This is a genomic window from Rossellomorea aquimaris, from assembly GCF_008180865.1.
Taxonomy (GTDB): Bacteria; Bacillota; Bacilli; order Bacillales; family Bacillaceae_B; genus Rossellomorea; species Rossellomorea yichunensis.
In genome coordinates, this window is the sequence record NZ_VTEX01000001.1 from 43,814 (window position 1) to 65,077 (window position 21,264).

20 protein-coding genes are annotated in these 21,264 nt (G+C 42.0%); 15 read left to right on the plus strand and 5 right to left on the minus strand.

Going from position 1 to position 21,264, the window contains the following annotated elements; translation table 11 throughout:
• Positions 1-46: 46 nt before the first annotated feature.
• Positions 47-658, minus strand: a complete 612-nt coding sequence (locus tag FZC88_RS00285) for a nitroreductase family protein (protein WP_148968260.1) — start codon at positions 656-658, stop codon at positions 47-49.
• 150 nt (positions 659-808) lie between these two features.
• Between FZC88_RS00285 and FZC88_RS00290 the strand changes: the two genes are divergently transcribed.
• Positions 809-1,117 carry a winged helix-turn-helix transcriptional regulator gene (locus FZC88_RS00290; protein ID WP_148993252.1) on the plus strand — a complete coding sequence of 103 codons (309 nt, stop codon included), beginning with the start codon at positions 809-811 and terminating at the stop codon, positions 1,115-1,117.
• A 31-nt stretch (positions 1,118-1,148) separates the two neighbouring features.
• Here the strand turns inward: FZC88_RS00290 and FZC88_RS23790 are convergent, their stop codons facing one another.
• A complete protein-coding gene (locus FZC88_RS23790; protein ID WP_187443317.1) occupies positions 1,149-1,289 on the minus strand; it encodes a hypothetical protein in 141 nt (46 codons plus the stop codon).
• A 148-nt stretch (positions 1,290-1,437) separates the two neighbouring features.
• Here FZC88_RS23790 and FZC88_RS00295 point away from each other — a divergent pair, with 148 nt between their 5' ends.
• The 8 genes from FZC88_RS00295 (at position 1,438) to wrbA (ending at position 11,204) form a co-directional block, all read left to right on the plus strand.
• Positions 1,438-2,400, plus strand: coding sequence for a LacI family DNA-binding transcriptional regulator (locus FZC88_RS00295; RefSeq protein WP_187443318.1), 963 nt, complete (start codon positions 1,438-1,440; stop codon positions 2,398-2,400).
• 202 nt (positions 2,401-2,602) lie between these two features.
• Positions 2,603-3,064 carry a large conductance mechanosensitive channel protein MscL gene (gene mscL / locus FZC88_RS00300; RefSeq protein ID WP_148993253.1) on the plus strand — a complete coding sequence of 154 codons (462 nt, stop codon included), beginning with the start codon at positions 2,603-2,605 and terminating at the stop codon, positions 3,062-3,064.
• A gap of 98 nt (positions 3,065-3,162) precedes the next feature.
• Positions 3,163-4,095 carry an ATP-grasp domain-containing protein gene (locus FZC88_RS00305; protein WP_148993254.1) on the plus strand — a complete coding sequence of 311 codons (933 nt, stop codon included), beginning with the start codon at positions 3,163-3,165 and terminating at the stop codon, positions 4,093-4,095.
• Between the two features lie 227 nt (positions 4,096-4,322).
• Positions 4,323-5,504: a sensor histidine kinase gene (locus tag FZC88_RS00310; protein ID WP_187443468.1), complete on the plus strand. Its 1,182-nt coding sequence runs from the start codon at positions 4,323-4,325 to the stop codon at positions 5,502-5,504.
• Positions 5,505-6,472: 968 nt separating this feature from the next.
• Positions 6,473-8,740 carry an RNA polymerase recycling motor HelD gene (gene helD, locus FZC88_RS00315; RefSeq protein WP_148993256.1) on the plus strand — a complete coding sequence of 756 codons (2,268 nt, stop codon included), beginning with the start codon at positions 6,473-6,475 and terminating at the stop codon, positions 8,738-8,740.
• Between the two features lie 130 nt (positions 8,741-8,870).
• Complete coding sequence (locus tag FZC88_RS00320; protein ID WP_148993257.1) at positions 8,871-9,701, plus strand: aldo/keto reductase; 831 nt, start codon at positions 8,871-8,873, stop codon at positions 9,699-9,701.
• A gap of 286 nt (positions 9,702-9,987) precedes the next feature.
• Positions 9,988-10,395, plus strand: coding sequence for a DoxX family protein (locus FZC88_RS00325; RefSeq protein WP_148993258.1), 408 nt, complete (start codon positions 9,988-9,990; stop codon positions 10,393-10,395).
• A 194-nt stretch (positions 10,396-10,589) separates the two neighbouring features.
• Positions 10,590-11,204: an NAD(P)H:quinone oxidoreductase gene (gene wrbA, locus FZC88_RS00330; protein WP_113969462.1), complete on the plus strand. Its 615-nt coding sequence runs from the start codon at positions 10,590-10,592 to the stop codon at positions 11,202-11,204.
• 54 nt (positions 11,205-11,258) lie between these two features.
• Here wrbA and FZC88_RS00335 read toward each other — a convergent pair whose 3' ends face one another.
• A complete protein-coding gene (locus FZC88_RS00335; RefSeq protein ID WP_148993259.1) occupies positions 11,259-12,143 on the minus strand; it encodes an RluA family pseudouridine synthase in 885 nt (294 codons plus the stop codon).
• Between the two features lie 171 nt (positions 12,144-12,314).
• Between FZC88_RS00335 and FZC88_RS00340 the strand changes: the two genes are divergently transcribed.
• Positions 12,315-12,716, plus strand: coding sequence for a YhcU family protein (locus FZC88_RS00340; protein ID WP_262371575.1), 402 nt, complete (start codon positions 12,315-12,317; stop codon positions 12,714-12,716).
• A gap of 188 nt (positions 12,717-12,904) precedes the next feature.
• Here FZC88_RS00340 and FZC88_RS00345 read toward each other — a convergent pair whose 3' ends face one another.
• Positions 12,905-13,378, minus strand: coding sequence for a thioredoxin family protein (locus FZC88_RS00345; RefSeq protein WP_148968272.1), 474 nt, complete (start codon positions 13,376-13,378; stop codon positions 12,905-12,907).
• A gap of 1 nt (position 13,379) precedes the next feature.
• Positions 13,380-13,805: a disulfide oxidoreductase gene (locus FZC88_RS00350; protein ID WP_148993261.1), complete on the minus strand. Its 426-nt coding sequence runs from the start codon at positions 13,803-13,805 to the stop codon at positions 13,380-13,382.
• Positions 13,806-13,970: 165 nt separating this feature from the next.
• Here FZC88_RS00350 and FZC88_RS00355 point away from each other — a divergent pair, with 165 nt between their 5' ends.
• The 5 genes from FZC88_RS00355 to FZC88_RS00375 all read left to right on the plus strand — a co-directional run bounded on the left by FZC88_RS00355 (position 13,971) and on the right by FZC88_RS00375 (position 21,262).
• A complete protein-coding gene (locus FZC88_RS00355; protein ID WP_148993262.1) occupies positions 13,971-15,644 on the plus strand; it encodes a glycoside hydrolase family 13 protein in 1,674 nt (557 codons plus the stop codon).
• Between the two features lie 183 nt (positions 15,645-15,827).
• Positions 15,828-17,369 (plus strand): bifunctional GNAT family N-acetyltransferase/carbon-nitrogen hydrolase family protein, encoded by a 1,542-nt coding sequence (locus FZC88_RS00360; protein WP_148968275.1) that lies wholly within the window; start codon positions 15,828-15,830, stop codon positions 17,367-17,369.
• Between the two features lie 187 nt (positions 17,370-17,556).
• Positions 17,557-19,308, plus strand: coding sequence for a phospho-sugar mutase (locus FZC88_RS00365; RefSeq protein WP_148993263.1), 1,752 nt, complete (start codon positions 17,557-17,559; stop codon positions 19,306-19,308).
• A 190-nt stretch (positions 19,309-19,498) separates the two neighbouring features.
• Entirely contained in the window at positions 19,499-20,614 is a 1,116-nt protein-coding gene (locus FZC88_RS00370; protein WP_262371782.1) for a GAF domain-containing sensor histidine kinase, read from the plus strand.
• A 12-nt stretch (positions 20,615-20,626) separates the two neighbouring features.
• Positions 20,627-21,262, plus strand: a complete 636-nt coding sequence (locus tag FZC88_RS00375) for a response regulator (protein ID WP_148993265.1) — start codon at positions 20,627-20,629, stop codon at positions 21,260-21,262.
• The last annotated feature ends 2 nt before the right edge of the window (positions 21,263-21,264 follow it).

The following is a 21,264-nucleotide window of genomic DNA, read 5'->3' on the forward strand; positions in this document are numbered from 1 at the left end:
CAGACGAAAAAGCCGCATCCTCTAAGGATGCGGCTTTTTCATAGGTTTATTCCGCCCAATCAATTAAGTTGCGGATATCTAAACGATCTGATTTTCGTGCTTCTTGAAGTGGTTTTCCGATTGTAATCAACATAATCGGGATATAACGGTCCGACACATTGAAGTCGGAAACGAGAGCTGCCGGATTGAAACCGCCGATTGGGCAAGTATCCCAGCCTTTCGCTTTTGCAGCAAGCATGAATTGCATAGCGGCTAAGGAAGCGTTACTGAAAGCGGCGTCTCTTGGATATTCATCACGGCTGTATGCACCGTCAATTTGTTTCTTCAATACCTCTTTGATTTCCGCCGTCATTTCACCTTTTTCAATGGCAGGATCAAAGACAGGGTCGACATTTTTATTTGCTTCCAGGTCACCAAGTATAGCCACGACTGCAGAAGCATCATGTACCTGTTGTTGATGATATGCAATCGGAAGTAAACGTTCTTGAACTTCTTTATGATCGAATACCAGGAATTTCCACTGTTGAAGATTCCAGGCAGATGGTGCTTTTCCTGCTGTTTCGAGCAGGCTGACTAATTCCTCACGAGGGATCTCCACTTGAGGATCATATACTTTCGTTGAGCGCCGTTCATCGACGACTTGAAAGAAATTATCCATGATAAAGCCTCCTTGATGTTTAAATAGGTGTTATAATATGGTATATAATTGTATGTTACTTACTTTTTGTAAGTGTATAAGCAATATGAACAATATAACCGACGTTTTAGTATGCGTCAAGTGTTAACGATTTAGGATGTGAAAACTTATATGGAAACAAAACTCTGCCCGAAATATGCCGCTGCCTTCGAACTATTAGGCAAGCGCTGGATCGGGATGATCATAAAGGTATTATTTGAAGGAACGTGCCGTTTTAAAGATATAAATTCAGAAATACCGAATATCAGTCAAAAGTTGTTAACTGACAGATTAAAGGAACTGGAGGAAAACGGCATCGTGTACCGGGAAGTTCTCGACGAAAAGCCGGTCAAAGTCCTTTATAGCCTGACGAAAAAGGGAAGAGAATTGGAGCCCGTGATGGAGGCCGTCCAGGGTTGGGCAGTGAAATGGGTAAAGTAAAAGCCTGCTTCAATGAAGGCAGGCACTTGAATTAGTTGAGGTCATGGTTGTATATGTGCTCAAATGGATCCTGTGGATCGTGGGGAGTATAGAAATGGATGGGCTTTAATGCGGCGTAGCTTCCTCCGATGATGATGATACACAGAACGGGTAAGAATAAAATACCGAGCATAGAATAGCCTCCTTATCATGTTTTAGGGGTAGACCCCTTGCATGATTAACTATAAAGTGTGAAACGCGTTTCATAGCAAGCGTTTATTAATAGTTTTGCTCAAAATGGACAAGTGTGCCATTCATAATATTTGATGAGGGGTATGGGGATGACAAATATTCGCAGTATCGCCAAGCTTGCGGGAGTATCCGTTTCAACAGTCTCAAGGGTATTAAATCAACACCCTTATGTGAAAGAAGAAAAACGTCGGAAAGTTCTCGAGGCCGTCGAGCAATTAAATTATATAAAAAACGCAAATGCTGTCCATTTATCAAAAGGCAAGACCTATAGCATAGGAGTTGTTTTGCCGTATTTGAATCTTCCTTACTTCGGAGAAATTCTTCAAGGTATTGCAGGGGAAGCGTTAAAGCATGGATATCATCTTCAACTTTTTCAAACGAATTATGACAAGGGAGCCGAACTTGATGCCTTTCATCGTCTGCAAATGAAGGAAGTGGACGGATTGATCTTAACTTCACGGTCAAATTCCCTCGATGTTCTCACTCCGTTCATGGAAAATGCCAATGTTGTTTTCTGTGAGAATGTGTACGGTCACTCGTGTAAGAAAATATATATCGATCACTATCAAGGAATCAGGAATGGTCTCGAGCATCTTTATTCAAAAGGTCACTCCCGGATAGGTCTATGCCTGCATCGAATGTTTGGGACGAATAGTGAAGAGAGAATCCGGGGGTATTACGATAGCTCAGAAGCTGCGGGCAATCCTGTGCGTGAAGAGTGGATCTTCAATGACTGCTATCACCTGGAAGATGGAAGAGACGTGGTGAAGGCATGGGAACAGCTGAAAGAAAAACCTTCAGCCCTTATCGTAACGAGTGATCAGGTTTCAGCCGGCATGGTGACAGAGGCTGGGAAAAGAGGGATCAGGATACCCGGTGATTTGGCTATCTTAAGCTTTGATAATCATCCTATTGCCGATGCCCTGAACATTACATCCTTTGAAGTTCCGATACGAAAAGTGGGAGAAGAATCGTTTAAACTATTTCTTGAAAATACGGACCCTCGTCCCGTGATATTGGAAACAAAATTATTTGAAAGAGGTACCGTGTAAGTTCCTTATGAGATAGAGGAGGCGAAAAGAATGTTAGGGAATAAAGATGAAAAAATGTTGATCATCCTAATGGGGGTAGTCGCTATTATTGTGTTGCTTGCCATTGTAGGGAAATATCTTATGTAGCTTTTTTGTCCTTGTCTTCATAACTCACTCGTTTCTGCCATATGTTAAGAGTAATGAAGCGGTAGGTGAGTTCATCATGTGGTCTGAATTTAAACAATTCATTTCAAGGGGGAATGTAATTGATTTAGCGATTGCAGTCATCATTGGTTCAGCGTTTGGCAAGATTGTGGAGTCTCTCGTTCAAGACATGATGATGCCGGCAATCGGAATGTTATTTGGCGGCATTAACTTAGAAGGCCTGCACCTTCGAATTAGAGCAGAGGTGATTGAATTGGGAAAGTTCCTACAAGCACTTGTAGACTTTCTTCTTGTGGCCATGAGCATTTTTTTGATGATAAAGGTGGTCAACCGCTTGAAAGGCGGAGAGCAGCAATATAAGGTGAAGCAAACGACTAACCTTGAAGTATTACAGGAAATCAGGGATATCTTGAAGGACGATCATAGCCCTTCCCCTAGCGATGATTTCCCGAAAACAATCGATCAGCTCACCAAAAGTGGTATGAAAATTCAGATGAGAACCGACAGAAAGCCAAGATAAATTCATGATCATTGACCTAAATCCTACTTTTATAGTAGGATTACTTTGTGTTGTACGACCATTTTTGAAAAATCCTACGAACAAATGGGGTAATGATCTTGAAAAAAATTCATATTATTCATGAAAATAGTGAATGGACCAATCATTTAACGGCTCGTCTCGACGAGCTTCACTTACCTTATGAGGAATGGTTCCTCGATCAAGGACTCATCGAGTTATCATATGAGCCGCCTGAAGGAGTTTTCTATAATCGGATCAGTGCATCTTCCCATACCAGAAACCATCGTTTTGCACCTGAGTTAACGGAAAGCGTTCTTTCATGGTTGGAGAGATATGAAAGAAAGGTACTGAACGGGAGTCGTGCCCTCCGGTTGGAAGTGAGTAAAGTGAATCAGTATATGGCCTTGAACGCTGCCGGCATCAAGACACCGAAAACCATTGCAGCTGTTGGAAAAGAGCAGATCATAGAAGCCGCACAAAAGCTCAACAAACCATCATTCATCACCAAGCATAACCGAGCAGGAAAAGGATTGGGTGTTCAGTTGTTTCATTCACTGGACGCACTGAAAAACTATGTCTACAGTGATGCATTTGAAGAACCGCTGGATGGCACGACGCTAATCCAGGAATACATTGAAGCACCGGACGCTTCGATCACACGCTGTGAATTCATCGGCGGCACATTCATGTATGCTGTGAAGGTGGATACGTCAAAAGGATTTGAATTATGTCCCGCCGATGTCTGCCAGGTCGATGATTTATTCTGCCCAGTGGGGGAGCAGGAGGAAAAGCCTAAATTCCAAATCAGGGAAAACTTTTCCCATGGCATCCTTTCGTCTTACGAAGCATTTTTAAAAGAAAACCGGATTGATGTAGCCGGGATTGAATTTATTCAAGACAAAGAAGGCACCATCTACACGTATGATGTGAACACCAATACAAATTACAACAAGGATGCCGAGGCGAAGTACGGACAATACGGGATGCTTGAGTTGGCAAAATACCTTGGAGAACAATTGAAAACTTTGTAAATTGATGTCCCTCCTGTACATGTACAGGAGGGGTTTCGTATGTAAATGCACGATTACAAATATATTTGTGACGATTTTTGCAGTAGTATGGTAGAATTTCTATAAAGTAGACAATATCTGTGAAAGGTCAAAGGGTAAGTATGATTATCTTTAATCAGGATGTTATTAACAATTTCTTTTATATCATTTTGAGTATTTTTTTAATTTTTTTCCTTATTGAAAAAAAGATGATACATGGTTGGTATACAAGGTTAGCAACCCTTGTTTCTTTGAGTTTTGCCATTATCCTGTGCATGCTTTCCCCGATCTATCATAATCCATACTGTGTACATGATTTACGGATGATTCCTTTTGTACTCGGGATCATGTATGGAGGACCATACACAGGGCTCGCACTTTTAGTTGTTTTATTGGTATCCAGGACTATGATATATAGTTGGAGTTTAGTAGCATTTGTTATTTATGTGGTGATCTATCTCTTGACGGTGATCGGGATGAAGTGGTTCCATTTTGACCGGTTAACGAGCCGTAAGAAGATTATATTTTCAGTGATTCTCTTTACCATTCATTCCATCGTAGCGGCACTTATTGCGAATGCCATGACAGTGTTTGTAATTGATGAAAGCTATCTCATTAATTTCATCTTACTCCCATCAGTGGGAATGCTCATTTTGACATATATATGTGAAACATTGCTTAAACAGATTCAAATCAAACACGCACTCGTGAAAATAGAGAAAATGGAAGTACTCGCTCAACTGGCAGCCAGCATTTCACACGAAGTGAAGAATCCGTTAACGGTTATAAAAGGATTTCTACGATTGCTCAATCAAGAAAATCTTCCAGTCGGAAAAAAAGAGCAGTACTTAGCCATCGCATCATCAGAATTGAACCGGGCAGAAGATATCATCAATGACTATCTCACATTTGCCAAGCCGGACCCTGATCAAGTAGAGGACATCTCAATTTCCGAACAACTCAATAAGCTTGTTGATATGGTAGAGCCCCTGAGCAACCAGCAATCGGTTGACGTACATAAAAGTATCATGGACGCCACCATTGTCGGCAATACAAGGAGTTTTCAGCAAGCATTTCTCAACATCATGAAAAATGCGATCGAATCCATGCCAAAAGGAGGTACCCTTTCGATACTTTCGAAGGTTCAGAAAGGGGACGTAAGCATAACCATCACTGATACTGGAATCGGGATGACCTCTGAACAACAGGCAAGACTCGGAGAACCTTATTTTTCTACGAAGGAAAAAGGGACTGGTCTTGGGCTTATGGTATCCTATCGCATCATTGAAGCGATGAGAGGCGTCATTACAGTTGAAAGTAGAGTTGGCAAGGGGACGAGTTTTCAGATTGTATTTCCTTTGGATCGTATGAAAGACCCTTCATCTTTATAGGTGGAGGGTTATTTAAATTTTACTGACGCCAAACGATTCCGCTTTTCGGTATGTCCAGCTCCGGCGGCTAGTCCCTCGAGGTCATAAGTCAAGGACACCAAAAAGGCATAGAGCGCCTTTCCGGTGTCCTCGCCTTATGCTTGTCGGGCCTGAGCGAGCCGCCTCCGCTTTTCGATATGTCCAGCTCCGGCGGCTAGTCCCTCGAGGTCATAAGTCAAGGACACCAAAAAGGCATAGAGCGCCTTTCCGGTGTCCTCGTCTTATGCTTGTCGGGCCTGAGCGAGCCGCCTCCGCTTTTCGATATGTCCAGCTCCGACGGCTAGTCCCTCGAGGTCATAAGTCAAGGACACCAAAAAGGCAAAGAGCGCCTTTCCGGTGTCCTCGCCTTAAGCTTGTCGGGCCTGAGAGAGCCGCCTCCGCTTTTCGATATGTCCAGCTCCGGCGGCTAGAGGCTCGAGGTCATAAGTCAAACCAGCCAAAAAGGCAAAGAACGCCTTTCCGTCAGGTTCGTCTTAAGCTTGTCGCCTCTGGGCAAGCCGCCTCCGCTTTTCGGTATGTCCAGCTCCAGGGCTTAGAGGCTCGAGGTCATAAGTCAAGCATGCCAAAAAGGCAAAGAGCGCCTTTCCGGCATGCCTGCCTTAAGCTTGTCCCCTCTGAGCAAAGCCCTTCAGCTTTTCGATATGTCCAGCTCCGGCGGCTAGTCCCTCGAGGTCATAAGTCAAGGACACCAAAAAGGCAAAGAGCGCCTTTCCGGTGTCCTCGTCTTATGCTTGTCGGGCCTGAGCGAGCCGCCTCCGCTTTTCGCTATTGAACTTTCTTAAATTATCTGATAATATATATTCCTGCTCCCAAACGCCTACATAATTTATCCGGATTTCCATATGCATCCACTGAGAGTCGTTACCTCAGTGGAATAATAAGACGTTTTTTTCTCCATTGCGGCTACTACCATTTGGAAGGAGAAATGTATGACGAAGGAATCAACCATTCATCCCGATTTTTTAACTGAATCAGAACGCTTAGAGTTTACAAAACGCTACATTGACGTTGTGATCAACACATCCCAGACAAGCAAGGAAAAGTATAAAGAAAACATGGAGAAAGCTTTTGGAGATATCGATTGGGGAGAATCAAGTGCTGCCTACATCGATATATTGACCAACTCAAGCTTTTTTGAGATGTCGAAGGAAGAACTGGAATCCCTCCTTAAAGCGAAGAACAAGCCTTACTTTGCACGAATTGATTTTCAACATAAGGGTGCTGACAATGTAGAGAAGCATTATATCGGCAAGACCTCCTTGTATCAGCGTGAAAATCAAGAACAAATCATAGTGGACTGGCGTTCCCCCATAGCCAATCTCTACTACGAAGGAAGAATCGGTGATGTTTCCTATGAAGCGGAAGACGAGACATATGAAGGAGATCTTTCATTAAAGCGTCAGTACATGATTGAAGATGGCTTGTTAGAAGAAATCCGGGATATCGACTTAACGACCACAGATGAATTGCTTCAGGATTCATTAGCCAAAAGCTCCAGCAATCGTTTAACCGAGATCATTTCCACCATCCAAGAAGAACAAAACCGGATCATCCGTGCCGATTTAAACAAACCCATCATTGTTCAAGGTGCGGCGGGCAGCGGAAAGACGACGATTGCCCTTCACCGGATTTCTTATTTCATTTACAATTACAAACAACATTTTGATCCCAGACAACTAATGATTCTAGCTCCGAGTAATTTATTCATCGACTATATTTCAGAGGCGTTGCCGGAACTTGGAGTGGAACGTGTCAGACAAACGACGTTCACGGATTATGTGATGACCTGCTTAGAGAAAAAGTTGAAATTAGTAGAAGATAATAAGCTCATTCAGTTAATTGAAACCCACGGAGAAGACGTAGAGACTGCCTCCTGGATTTCAGGGTTTAAAGGCTCCAAGGTATTCAGGAGAATTCTTGATTATTATATAGAAGAAATTGAACAGCGTTTTTATACATCAAAGGACTTCTATGTTGATAAATACAAGCTCTACACGGCAAAAAAGTTCACTCATCTTTTTAAAGATGAATATACGTATATGCCAATCTATCGCAGGATGGAAAAGCTGAAGGCCCTTTTACAGAGTTATGTGCGGACAAATAAGAAACAAATGATAGAAGGTGTTGAAAAGTTCTTTGATGAGCGGATCGAAACAGCTCTCTTTGAGCGGTCAAAGGCAGCGAACCGCAAGGACTATGTATCAAAAGCATTGGACAAAAAAACTGAGCGTGTAGATGAAGTCAAGAAAGCCATCCGCACAAGCGTATCGGGGTACATGAAACAGTTTGAGAAGAAGAATCTGGATCAATATTTCATCGAATTGTTTTTAGATCCAGAGCGTCTTGTATCATACTCAAAAGGCGAGCTAAACAGGGGACAAGCTGAACAGCTTTGTCACTATACCCTTAGATACGCGAAGAAAAAACAGTATGAAGTAGAAGATTTTGCGATTCTTCTTTACTTGCAATCCCACTTGTTCGGAATAGACAAATTTCATAAAGCAAAAAACATCGTCATTGATGAAGCCCAGGATTATAGTTATCTGCAGCTTTATTCATTGAAGAGGGCACTTGAAACCGACATGTTTACACTGGTGGGGGATCTTGCCCAGGGAATCCACTCCTATCGTGGACTTCAGTCATGGGAACCGGTGTTTAGAGATGTTTTTCCAAGGGCGACCTATACGGAGTTGCAAAAAAGTTACCGAACCACAATTGAAATCATGGAGGAAGCAAATAAACTGCTGAATCTCTTACCCTATGATTTTCCTAAAGTGAATCCAGTGGTGAGACATGGAGATTCTCCCAGCTTCGATGAGTATGTGGAATTGGAAGAATTGGCTGCCATAATAAAGGAGAAGGTGGATACTGGACGAGAAGAAGGATTCCAAACCTTTGCAGTGATCGGAAAAAGCATGAAGGATTGTGTAAAAATCAGCGAAATCCTTCAAGATCGGCAGCCTGGGAAAGTGAAGTTATTAGAAGAACAGGAATCGATCCCGAAAGATCAAATCGTCGTTGTACCATCTTATCTGTCAAAAGGACTCGAATTCGATGTGGTCATCATCGCAGCGGTGGATGAAGCATTCAACCCGGAAAACGAACTCGACATCAAGCTCCAATACGTGTCCATGACACGCCCCCTGCATAAGCTTGCGTTTATCGGGAGGAGAAGAGAGCAATTTATCGGCCGGTAGAAGCTCCAAATAGATTCGTCCCTCATGGAGAGGGACGGACCTTAATTTAGTATATAATCGAATTTTTCAATCATAACATTAGCAACAAGCTGAGTGAATTTGTAAAATGGTAAATCAGGAGGGATGCAATATGTTAAAAAACTTACAGAGCACGAAGACACTACATAACGGAATCGAAATTCCTTATGTCGGTTTAGGAGTTTACCAAATGAAAGATCCGTCTGAAACGGTGCAGGCTGTTCGCACAGCGATTGAGTCAGGATACCGTTCCATCGATACAGCGGCGATCTACGATAACGAAGAAAGTGTAGGTCAAGGTGTGAAAGAAGGTGGAGTAGCGAGAGAGGAACTGTTCATTACATCGAAAGTATGGAATAGTGATCAAGGCTACGATACGACACTGAAAGCATTCGAAACCAGCCTTAAAAAGCTTGATATGGACTACCTGGATCTTTACTTGATTCACTGGCCTGTAGAAGGAAAATACAATGATACATGGAAGGCATTCGAAAGACTTCAGAGTGAAGGATTAGTGAAATCAATCGGTGTAAGCAACTTCCATCAGCATCACCTTGAAGATTTGATGAAGAACAGCAATGAAAAGCCTGTATTAAATCAAATCGAATTACACCCTCGTCTGAATCAGGAAAAAATAAGAGAATTCTGTGCATCACAAAATATTGCAGTGGAAGCATGGTCACCAATCGCTCAAGGGCGTGTACTGGATGAACCAACACTGAATCACATTGCGGAAAAGCATGAAAAATCCGCTGCCCAAGTGATTCTGCGATGGCACCTTCAGAATGATGTCATCATCATTCCTAAATCTGTACATGAAAATCGTATCAAAGAAAACGCAGACCTGTTCAACTTCGAGCTATCACTTGAAGAAATGAACCAAATCAACGGATTGAATCTCGACGAACGTTTCGGGCCAGACCCGGACAACTTCGATTTCTAATCGATATATATATGAAAGAGGTCCGTCCCTCCAGAAGAGGGACGGACCTCTTATTTTTGCCCTACTGCTTTCAGGTACCCTTTATTAAAAAGTTGTAAAATAGTTATTGACAGAGAAGTGAGGAGTATTATACAATTATCTCGAAATCAAAATAATTACATTCGAGATAACATGTATTCTTTTTTTTACGCATATATCTCAAATCCAAGATAAATGATTTGAGAATAATTGAATTTGAAATGTTTGAAGCTACATCTCGATGGGAAAACATAAAGGAGGAAGTAAGATGACAGCATTAGCTGCGTTCGGTTTATTGGTTATTCGTTTAGTAGTGGGGTTAACATTCGCTGCTCATGGAGCACAGAAGTTATTTGGATGGTTTGGTGGACACGGACTACAAGGAACAGGTGGTTTCTTTGAGTCCATTGGAATCCAGCCGGGAAAAACGATGGCATTACTTGCAGGACTTTCTGAAGTTGCAGGGGGATTACTATTCGCTGCAGGTTTCCTGACGCCATTAGCAGCGTTACTTATCATTGGAACGATGATTGTAGCGATTGTGAAAGTTCACGGACCAAATGGTTATTGGGTAACACAAAATGGTACAGAATATAATGTGATGCTCATTGTTGTTGCTCTAGGGGTAGCACTGGTAGGGGCAGGATCATTTTCTATAGACGCACTCTTATTTTAGATAAGGTTTTTTCAGTAGGAATTATCTGATGTGGAAATCCAACACAGAAACTCGGCGTGCAATCCAACATCACTATTTTAAATTAGGTAGCAAATGAATAATGCAGGTGAATGTTGATTGATTTACCTGCACTCAGATTCGGTGTTTCACTTATTTACTATATATAAACCATATTTAAAGGAGAGATTTCGACTATGTCTAACGTAAAATTAGCAATCATGTACTACAGTTCAACGGGAACAAATTATCAAATGGCAAAATGGGCAGAAGAGGCTGCGAAAGAAGCAGGCGCAGAAGTGAAGGTACTTCGTTTTGAAGAAACTGCACCTGAAGGAGCAATCGCTTCAAACCCGGCATGGGAAAAGCACTATAATGAAACAAAAGATATCGTGCCTGTTGCGACACTTGACGATCTTGAATGGGCAGACGCTTACCTTTTCAACGTTCCAACACGATTCGGAAATGTTCCTTCTCAAGTAAAAGCCTTCCTGGATACTACTGGAGGTCTATGGTTCAACGGGAAACTTGCAAATAAAGTAGTAAGTGCCACATCATCTGCGAGCAACTCACACGGTGGGCAAGAGCAGACGGTTCTGGCTCTATACACAACTATGATGCACTGGGGTGCAATCATAGCGGCTCCAGGGTACACAGACCAATCAAGCTTTACAACAGGAGGAAACCCGTACGGAACGAGTGTAACAGTCGATCAAGAGGGCAATATGGTTGAATCCGTAGAGCCTGCAGTGAAACACCAAACTCGTCGTACGATCCAAATCGCTGAAGCGGTGAAAAACGGATTGAAATAAATATTATATAAAAAACGAGTCTCTCACGAAAGAGAGTGGCTCGTTTTTTTGTTCTCACAATCCAACATCATCGGTACAATCAGCCTCACACTCAATCCAATCGCCAGTCAGGGGATGTGGAAATGAAATCTGTGCTGCATGCAACGCTTGCCTTTTGAAAACCGGCTTTCCTCCATATAATGTGTCTCCGACTAAAGGATGACCGATGTGGCTCATATGGACGCGAATCTGGTGGGTGCGTCCTGTATCAAGCTGGACCTCCACCAATGTATAAGAATTTCTATCCTCCAGCACCTTGTAGTGAGTGACCGCACCCTGACCAGAAGGTGAAACTCTTCTTCTGGTATTGTGATGGCGGTCCCTTCCAATCGGTTCAGAGATGGTGCCTTTTTTCTGCTTCAATCGACCATGGACGAGAGCGTGGTATGTACGCTTGATCTGTCTTTCAGTGAGGAGGCGGTCAAGAATCGCTTTACTTAAAGGGTGCTTGGCGAAGATGATCGCTCCCGAAGTGTCATGATCCAAACGATGAATGTGCTGGACGCGGGAGCTTTCTCCCTGGGCTTGATAGTGAAAGGCCACCAGATTTGCAAGGCTATCCGTCTCATTCGGATGGTTTGGGTGAGTATCAATTCCCGCAGGTTTGTTGACGACAATCAGATGGTCATCTTCGAATAGAACATCGATTTCTCCATAGGTCGGTGGGACATCGTATTCTACTTCTTTAAATAAATGAAGCTGAAGCGTATCTCCCTGAGAAAGGGGCTGGGTCCAGGAAATCGATTCCCCGTTCACTTTAATATCACCTTCCATCCTCATGGAATGAATCAGCTTCTTAGGTGCTTGCCAGTGATTTCTAAGAATTGTTTCAATCGTTACATTTTTCCATTTATCTGGTATGACTAGTTCAAATAGTTCTCCTTTTTTCTGTGTTTTCATCAAAAAACTCCTTCAAATGACAAAAATCTTATACTATTGTGGGTATTAAAGCCTAATTTAACACCTATTCAACCCAATTCATGGGTATAATTACCACGCTGTTGGTTCTACTTCTATGTTATCCTTAATATATCTATTACAGAGAGATTACAACCATTACAAAGGTGGGTTATGACGGTGAAAGTTTTACTAGCATCAACACATGAACAGGAAGATAAAATTCAAGAGCTCATACAGTACATGTATTGTACTATTTTCCCTGATTATTTCACAGATGATGAAATTGAGCAATTTGATGATATGCAAGTATTACATACGACAACGAGAAACTTTGAATACTTCGGAACCCTTAAAGAAGCGTTCCAGGTAATTTCAAGCCTACAAACACTGATTTCCATTGTCGAGAGCGGTTCAAATGAAGAAGTGTATGAAGAAATGTTTTACCACAATGCTGAAATTCTTCAAGGGTTTGGTATGTTTTTCCCACTGTCGTATGATCAATTCAGTGTAGAATCTGATTGTAAGCATAATTTAAGTATTTATTCTAGAGCGGATAACCAGCTGCTTGTTTAAAGAAATCACGTCTGGAAAAGTTTGATACTTTAGAAAATTCGAATAAAAATGTTTAGAAGATTCCAGTGAGGGGAAAATAGCTTGTAATAAGTTGATTTTGAAGATACACAGTATCTTCATCTTGAAATTCCTCCTCACTTGAAAGGGGCTGACTCGTGGAAAAGTCAGCCCCTCTTTTTTTTGCTTATTTATTCTTTCGTAACGTTCTCATCAAAAAACTTCTTAAATTCTTCTTCAGGCTGTTCTCCTACAATTCTCGCTACTTCTTTTCCACCTTCGAAATGTACCAGTGTTGGAGTGGATTCGATTCGGTATTGGTCCCATCCTTGTTCAAATTCAAGTAGATTGTACTGAACCATATCGACTCCCATGTCTTCGGCAAGTGGAGCAAGTATAGGAGTAGTCCTCTTACAATGAATACAGGATGAGCTGTAGAAATACACAGTCACATCTTCGTTATTCTTTAATTTTTCTTCCAGCTCTTCGGGAAGGATCACATTCTGATAGTTCGGGTCGTCCAGCAGTTCGACGGTGGCCGGTTCAAGATTCGCTTTTTTAAACTTATTTCCTTCTGCTTTTTGATTGTTTTGCATGCTTGTGATGAGAGCGATGGCAGCAAATAATGCGACAATCGCTACTAGAAATATGATGATTTTCTTCAATCTAATAGTCCTCCTTTAATGCTTTTAATACAATTACACTTGCGATGAAGATGATAAGGAAACCTGTCAATGCCAGGAATGGGATGGTGATAAAGCCGAACAGGTTGATGTATTCGCCTGTACATGGGACCCGTCCGCAGGCAGGTGCACTCTCTGTTAGGATTGAAACTTTTTGAATAGAGTAGTGATACAAGGAGACGAGAAGGCCGATTCCCGATAAAATAGTAGAATAAAAAGCCGCTTGAAAATCTTTACGAACGTAAGCCAATCCTAATAGAATGACCATCGGATACATTAAAATACGCTGATACCAGCATAATACGCATGGTTCATACTTCATGATTTCAGAGAAATATAAGCTCCCCATAGTTGCGATAAGAGAGGAAGCCCATGCAAGGAACAACATAGAATCTGCTTTTTTATTCATATAGAATTCCTTTCTTAGTATATTCTATCAAATTATAGTATGTTATTATTATAAATGTAAAATGAGAAATCTTTATGAAGAAATATGATATTTTTTTAACGATTTATGCAAACGTTTGCAGAAAACGTTTTATTCTTTGAATTGACCTAACAGGAGGAATCACATATGACAAAACAATGGTGGAAAGAATCGGTCGTCTATCAAATTTACCCTCGCAGCTTCATGGATTCAAATGGTGATGGCGTTGGTGATATTAGAGGAATTATTTCAAAATTGGATTATCTGAAAGAACTGGGGATTGATGTGGTTTGGTTATCTCCTGTGTATGAATCTCCGAATGATGATAATGGTTATGATATAAGCAATTATAAAAAGATTATGGATGAGTTCGGCACGATGACTGATTGGGAAGAAATGCTAAACGAAATGCATAAACGTGGTATGAAGCTTGTGATGGACTTAGTGGTGAATCACTCTTCCGATGAGCACGGCTGGTTTGTGGAATCCAGGAAATCAAAGGACAATCCATATCGTGATTATTACATTTGGCGTGAAGGAAAAGGTGGTAAAGAACCGAACAACTGGGAGTCTGTTTTTAGCGGTTCTGCTTGGGAATATGATGAATCGTCAAAGGAATATTTCTTGCATCTCTTTTCTAAAAAGCAGCCGGATCTAAACTGGGAGAACCCGAAGCTACGTCAGGAAATCTACGACATGATGAAATTCTGGCTGGATAAAGGGACCGATGGTTTCCGTATGGATGTCATCAACTTCATTTCGAAAGTGCCAACACTGCCTGATGCGCCTAATCCTGAAGGGAAGATGTATGCTTCCGGTCATGAGTACTTTATGAATGGTCCGCGCATTCATGAATTCCTTAAGGAAATGAATCAAGAGGTCTTATCCCATTATGACGCGATGACAGTTGGTGAAATGCCGGGTGTGACACCGGATGAAGCCGTACTTTACACAGGTGAAGACCGCAATGAGGTGAATATGGTATTTCAGTTCGAACACATGGATGTGGACTCGGGACCAGGAGGGAAATGGGACGTCATTCCTTTCGACCTTGTAAAATTGAAAACCATTTTAACGAAGTGGCAGACAGAACTTCACGGGAAGGGCTGGAACAGTTTGTACTGGAACAACCACGATCAGCCAAGGATTGTGTCACGACTTGGTGACGATGGAGAGTACCGCGTGAAATCTGCCAAAATGCTGGCAACACTTCTTCATCTGATGCAGGGGACGCCTTACATTTATCAAGGCGAAGAATTCGGAATGACGAATGTCCGATTCTCTTCCATTGAAGAGTATAAGGATATCGAAACCCTGAATATGTATCGTGAAAAAGTAGCGGAAGGCATGAATCCGGAAGATATCATGAAGTCCATTTATGTAAAGGGAAGAGACAACGCAAGAACCCCTATGCAGTGGAACAGTGAGGACCAGGGAGGGTTCACTGAAGGAGAACCTTGGATTGCCCTTAATCCGAACTACAAAGAAATCAATGCCGAACAAGCGTTAAAAGATCCGGAATCCATTTTTTACTACTATCAAAAATTGATTGCTCTTCGTAAAGAGCATGAAATTATCCCATACGGATCATTCGAACTTCACTATGCAGATCATCCTTCAATATATGCCTATACGAGAGCATATGAAAACGAGAAGATTCTTGTTCTTTGCAATGTATCCGGAGAAAAACAGGTCATTGATAACGTCGCTTCTTTTGATATCAATCAGGCTGAAATCCTCATAACAAACGAAGAAAAGCATGAAAAAGATGAATTTACTTTAAACCCCTGGGAAGCAACGGCTTACTATTTTAAAGGGTAATGGAAGGAAGCACCCATGAATGAGGGTGCTTCTTTTAGTTGAACATTTAACGCCAAATCAAATTTCTTCAAATCATCCACACCCCTTTGCTAAAATAAAAGGGATGGATTGTCATGAACTTTGTTTCAACAGTGCACTATAAGGGTATATAATTCAGGTATTTTATGAAGGAGTAGATCATAGATGGCAGAAAAACTAGACTTATCACAGTTTGAAAAGAAAATGATCATTCGTCCAATGGAACATAAGGACATTCAAGATATTATCAATATGCAGTCTGTTTGTTTCCCAGGGATGGATCCCTGGAAGGTGGAGCATCTGGAAAGTCATTTGGACGTGTTTCCGGAAGGTCAGCTTGTCGCCGAATTAGAAGGGGAAATTATTGCATCATGCTCGAGTCTGATCATTAACTTTGACGAGTATGACGACCGCCATACATGGGATGATGTAACGGATAATGGTTACATAACGAATCACAATCCCGATGGCTATAACCTGTACGGAATCGAAGTCATGGTGCACCCTGAATACCGACGCATGAAGGTAGGACACCGTTTATATGAAGCAAGGAAGGATCTTGCACGACAATGGAATTTAAAGAGTATCATCATCGGGGGACGCATCCCGAACTACCATAAACACTCAGAGGAGATGTCTCCAAGGGAGTACGTGGATTCAGTCGGGCGTCATAAGATCTATGACCCTGTACTATCCTTCCAGTTATTAAACGGCTTCACCTTGATGCGGATCAATCCGAACTATTTACCTGATGACAAACGATCACATAAATACGCCACGCTGATGGAATGGAATAACGTTGATTACCGTCCGTCAAGCAAGCGTCATTTTAAAACAAGTTATCCTGTCAGAATCTGTGTTGTTCAATACATGATGCGTAAAATCAATTCCTTCGAGGAGTTCGCGAACCAGGTTGAATACTTCACAGATGTAGCATCAGATGCAAAATCTGATTTCGTCGTGTTCCCTGAAATCTTCACGACTCAGCTTATGTCATTCTTGAATATCCAGTCACCGAGCTTAGCTGTGAGAAAGCTGACGGATTTTACTGAGGAATATATCGAATTATTCACGGATTTAGCTGTTCGTTACAACGTGAATATCATTGGGGGTTCTCACTTCGTTAAGGAAGAAGACGATGAAATCTACAATATCGCATACTTGTTCCGTCGTGATGGGACGATCGAGAAACAGTACAAGGTTCATATCACACCAAATGAACGAAAATGGTGGGGAATCAGCCCTGGAGATTCAGTAAGGGTATTCGACACGGATTGCGGGAAGATCGCGATTCAAATCTGCTATGATATCGAATTCCCCGAGCTTGCCCGTATCGCAACTGACAAAGGGGCGAAGATCATCTTTACTCCATTCTGTACAGAAGATCGCCAAGGGTATCTCCGTGTCAGATACTGTGCCCAAGCCCGTGCTGTCGAGAACCAGATTTATACGGTCATTTCCGGTACCGTGGGGAATCTTCCACAAACAGAAAACATGGACATTCAATACGCTCAATCAGGTATCTTTGCTCCATCTGACTTTGAATTTGCCCGTGATGGAATTGTCGGAGAGACGAATCCGAACATCGAAATGGTCATGATCGGAGACGTCGACCTCGAAGTCCTGCGCCGCCAGCGTCAATCGGGTACGGTGCGCCAGTTGAAAGATCGCCGCCATGATGTGTATGGGGTGACTTATAAAAAGTAATTCAGTATAAGCCTCGCTGATTTGTTCAGTGAGGCTTTTTTTGAGAAAAAAAGACAAATTCTTTTTAGAAAAATTATGCTAAAATAAGGTCGGAACGAATCTTGTCGACATGTGACGGATTGTTTTAGCAGGATTTCTACAATATGTGATAGAATTTATTATTATACAGCATTAGGAGGGGATCGTTTTGAGTTGGAAAACATCATGGGAAAAATGGAGCAACTACTTACATCTTGATGGAGAAGTGAATGAGCTGTTAGAAACAATGAAAGACGACGAGAAAAGCTTAGAAGATGCATTCTACAAAAACCTGGAATTCGGTACTGGTGGAATGAGGGGAGAAATCGGTCCTGGAACCAACCGAATGAACATTTATACAGTTAGAAAGGCCTCTGAAGGATTAGCACGATACATAGAAGAACTAGGGGAAGAGGCTAAAAAGCGCGGAGTTGTAATCGCTTACGATTCCCGTTATAAATCTCCTGAATTTGCCATGGAATCAGCTAAGACGTTTGCTACACATGGTATTCAAACATATGTGTTCGACGAACTGAAGCCAACTCCGGAGCTTTCATTTGCCCTTAGACAATTAAAGGCTTTCTCTGGAATCGTGGTCACGGCAAGCCATAATCCACCTGAATATAATGGTTACAAAGTATACGGTGAGGATGGAGCCCAGCTGCCTCCACACGTAGCCGATGCCGTTATCGATAAAGTGAATGAAGTGGAAAATGAGCTGGAAATTGAAGTTAAATCCGAAGAAGAATTGAAATCATCCGGCCTGATTAAAATGATTGGTGAAGAGATTGATCAATCTTACCTGGAGCATCTGATCTCGATTTCTGAAAAACCGCAAATCGCAAAGGAAGTCGATCTGAAAATCGTATTTTCCCCATTACATGGAACAGCTTTAAAGATGGCTGAAAAGGGTCTGAAAGCTTTAGGATATGAGTCTGTTCACATTGTAAAGGAGCAGGCGATTCCAGATCCTGAGTTTACGACTGTGAAATCCCCGAACCCGGAAGATAAAGCAGCGTTTGAATATGCCATCCGTGACGGGAAGGAAATCGACGCCGATATCCTGATTGCGACAGATCCCGATGCAGACCGATTGGGTGTAGCCGTTAAAGATGAATCAGGAGAGTATATCCTTCTCACTGGAAACCAAACAGGTGCTATTCTATTGAATTATATTCTGGCACGTAAACAAGAAAAAAATATGATTCCTGAAAATGGACGAGTATTCAAAACCATCGTTACATCCGAATTAGGCCGTAAAGTGGCAGAACATTACGGAGCTTCAGTGGAGGATGTACTGACAGGCTTCAAATTTATCGGTGAAAAAATCAAAAAGTATGAAGAATCAGGCGAATACTCCTTCTTATTTGGTTATGAAGAAAGCTATGGGTACTTAATCGGCGACTTCGCACGCGATAAAGATGCCATTCAAGCCGTGCTGATGGCAGCAGAAGCGGCAGCTTACTATAAGAAGCAAGGCAAAACCCTATATGATGTACTGAATGATTTATTTGATCAGCATGGTTTCTATCAAGAGGGATTAAAAAGTTTGACTCTTAAAGGAAAAGAAGGCGCTGAACAAATCCAGGGGATTCTGAAGGACTTCAGAAACGAGCCTTTGAACGAAGTCGCAGGTATGCAGGTCATTTCATCGGAAGATTATAAAGTAAGTAAGAAAGTCGATTTACAATCAGGTGAGGAATCAATCATTCATCTTCCATCTTCCAATGTTTTAAAATACTATCTTGAAGACGGATCATGGATTTGCTTACGCCCATCTGGAACCGAGCCGAAGATCAAGTTCTACTTCAGCGTGATTGGTGAGACACAAAGCGATAGCGATGATAAATTACATGCTCTGCAAGAAGCCATCATGGCGAAGGTGGAAACGATGGTAAGTTCATCTGTAGGAGAGGCGTAAAGCCTTTACAGCAGTATTGCATTGCGTAATACAAAACAAGAGATGTGCAGGTGCATCTCTTGTTTTTTTGGATAAAAAAAAGAACAGATGTTTTCAGTCAAAGGTCGTAGAACGTTTCATTCTTTTTGAGAATACCGGTTTTGTGTAAAATCTATATAATGGTAGTGAAGGATTGGAGAGGAAGATGAAGATGAATCAAGAATCCCTTTCAAATATCGGGCTTTTGAAAGAGATAGCCGAATTGCTGAACAATGAAACAGAGCTTTCTTCCATGCTTTCAGGTGCTGTCAAGAAGTTGATCAGAGGAACAAGCTTCACGACGGGATGGATTTTCTTTATTGATAAGGAAGGAAGTCACGAGCTTGTCTCCCATGAAAATCTCCCAAAGTCACTATCCGACCGGAATTGTGAGCTGATGAAAAAAGGCGGCTGCTGGTGTGTCAATCGCTTTCGAAATGGAAAGCTGACGAAAGCATCCAATATCATCGAATGTCAGCGGATTGAGCAGGCCATCGAAGAAAACAGAGGGGATACGGATGAAATAACGTATCATGCAACCGTCCCCCTTCAGTCCGGAAATGAATCCTTTGGGTTATTGAATGTCGCAGCTCCCAATAAGACCCACTTTTCTACTGATGAACTGGCTCTTCTGGAATCGGTTGCCTTTCAAATCGGTTCTGCCATTAAGCGTATTATGCTGACTAAGAAGGAGCAGGAAGTCGCTCTTATTGGTGAAAGGAACCGATTGGCAAGAGATCTTCATGACTCTGTGAACCAACTGTTGTTTTCCCTTACGTTAACGGCAAGAGGAGGAGCGGAGATGACCGGGGAAGCAGAAGTAAAGGACACCTTCAAGACCATTCAGAGCCTTGCCCAGGAAGCGCTATCGGAAATGCGTGCCCTCATCTGGCAATTAAGGCCCCATGGTTTGGAAAACGGAGTGGTCGAGGCTGCTAAAGGATACGCAGACATGCTCGGTTTAACCCTTGAATTGAAAGTAGAGGGAGTCCTAAGCCTAAGCTCTAAAATAGAGGAAGTATTGTGGCGTGTCAGTCAGGAAGCCCTGAATAATTGTAAAAAACATTCGGGTGAAAAGAACATATTCTATACATTAAAAAGTGAAGCACAATCAATTCGATTAACGATTGAAGATAGAGGATACGGATTTCAATATGACAGGAAACAGTCTTTGCCCTCAGTGGGAATTCAAGGTATGAGAGAACGTGTGAAAAGTATTGGCGGGGATTTAACGATAGATAGTGGACTTGGGAAAGGAACGACAATTATAGTTCAAATACCGTATTAGGAGGTGCCAAGCATGATCAGAGTGTTAATAGCCGATGACCATCACGTCGTACGAAGAGGTCTTGTCTTCTTTTTGAAAACACAAAAGGATCTGGATATCGTAGGGGAAGCAAAAAATGGGGCAGAAGCCGTCCGTTTAGCTGAAACACTTGAACCCGATATCATCTTGATGGATTTAATGATGCCGGTCATGGACGGAATTCAAGCAACAAAGGAAATAAAAAAGAATCACCCTGCCATTCAAATTTTGATGCTCACCAGCTTTTCTGATCAAAATCACGTGATTCCTGCCATTGAAGCAGGAGCAGCCGGGTACCAATTAAAGGATATTGAACCCGATGAATTAGTGAATAGCATCCGGAAGCTACTATCCGGGGAAAACTCTCTCCATCCTAAGGCAACCAACCATTTACTTACCCGTATCTCCAGAAAAGAACCACCCCACAAAATCCATGAGCTTACCAAACGGGAGAAGGATGTTTTGATTGAGCTTACGAGAGGGAAGAGTAATAAAGAGATTGCTTCCAGCCTTTTTATAACGGAAAAAACCGTCAAGACTCATATTTCAAACATTTTTTCCAAGCTGGAAGTAACTGATCGAACCCAAGCGGCATTGTATGCCGTTAAACATCAATTGACATCAAACTAAAC

Bases quoted from the DNA above. Each gene is read 5' to 3' on its own strand.
- FZC88_RS00285 (WP_148968260.1), bottom strand. From the start codon at position 658: ATGGATAATTTCTTTCAAGTCGTCGATGAACGGCGCTCAACGAAAGTA.
- FZC88_RS00290 (WP_148993252.1), top strand. From the start codon at position 809: ATGGAAACAAAACTCTGCCCGAAATATGCCGCTGCCTTCGAACTATTA.
- FZC88_RS23790 (WP_187443317.1), bottom strand. From the start codon at position 1,289: ATGCTCGGTATTTTATTCTTACCCGTTCTGTGTATCATCATCATCGGA.
- FZC88_RS00295 (WP_187443318.1), top strand. From the start codon at position 1,438: ATGACAAATATTCGCAGTATCGCCAAGCTTGCGGGAGTATCCGTTTCA.
- mscL (WP_148993253.1), top strand. From the start codon at position 2,603: ATGTGGTCTGAATTTAAACAATTCATTTCAAGGGGGAATGTAATTGAT.
- FZC88_RS00310 (WP_187443468.1), top strand. From the start codon at position 4,323: ATGATACATGGTTGGTATACAAGGTTAGCAACCCTTGTTTCTTTGAGT.
- helD (WP_148993256.1), top strand. From the start codon at position 6,473: ATGACGAAGGAATCAACCATTCATCCCGATTTTTTAACTGAATCAGAA.
- FZC88_RS00320 (WP_148993257.1), top strand. From the start codon at position 8,871: ATGTTAAAAAACTTACAGAGCACGAAGACACTACATAACGGAATCGAA.
- FZC88_RS00325 (WP_148993258.1), top strand. From the start codon at position 9,988: ATGACAGCATTAGCTGCGTTCGGTTTATTGGTTATTCGTTTAGTAGTG.
- wrbA (WP_113969462.1), top strand. From the start codon at position 10,590: ATGTCTAACGTAAAATTAGCAATCATGTACTACAGTTCAACGGGAACA.
- FZC88_RS00335 (WP_148993259.1), bottom strand. From the start codon at position 12,143: ATGAAAACACAGAAAAAAGGAGAACTATTTGAACTAGTCATACCAGAT.
- FZC88_RS00340 (WP_262371575.1), top strand. From the start codon at position 12,315: ATGACGGTGAAAGTTTTACTAGCATCAACACATGAACAGGAAGATAAA.
- FZC88_RS00350 (WP_148993261.1), bottom strand. From the start codon at position 13,805: ATGAATAAAAAAGCAGATTCTATGTTGTTCCTTGCATGGGCTTCCTCT.
- FZC88_RS00355 (WP_148993262.1), top strand. From the start codon at position 13,971: ATGACAAAACAATGGTGGAAAGAATCGGTCGTCTATCAAATTTACCCT.
- FZC88_RS00360 (WP_148968275.1), top strand. From the start codon at position 15,828: ATGGCAGAAAAACTAGACTTATCACAGTTTGAAAAGAAAATGATCATT.
- FZC88_RS00370 (WP_262371782.1), top strand. From the start codon at position 19,499: ATGAATCAAGAATCCCTTTCAAATATCGGGCTTTTGAAAGAGATAGCC.
- FZC88_RS00375 (WP_148993265.1), top strand. From the start codon at position 20,627: ATGATCAGAGTGTTAATAGCCGATGACCATCACGTCGTACGAAGAGGT.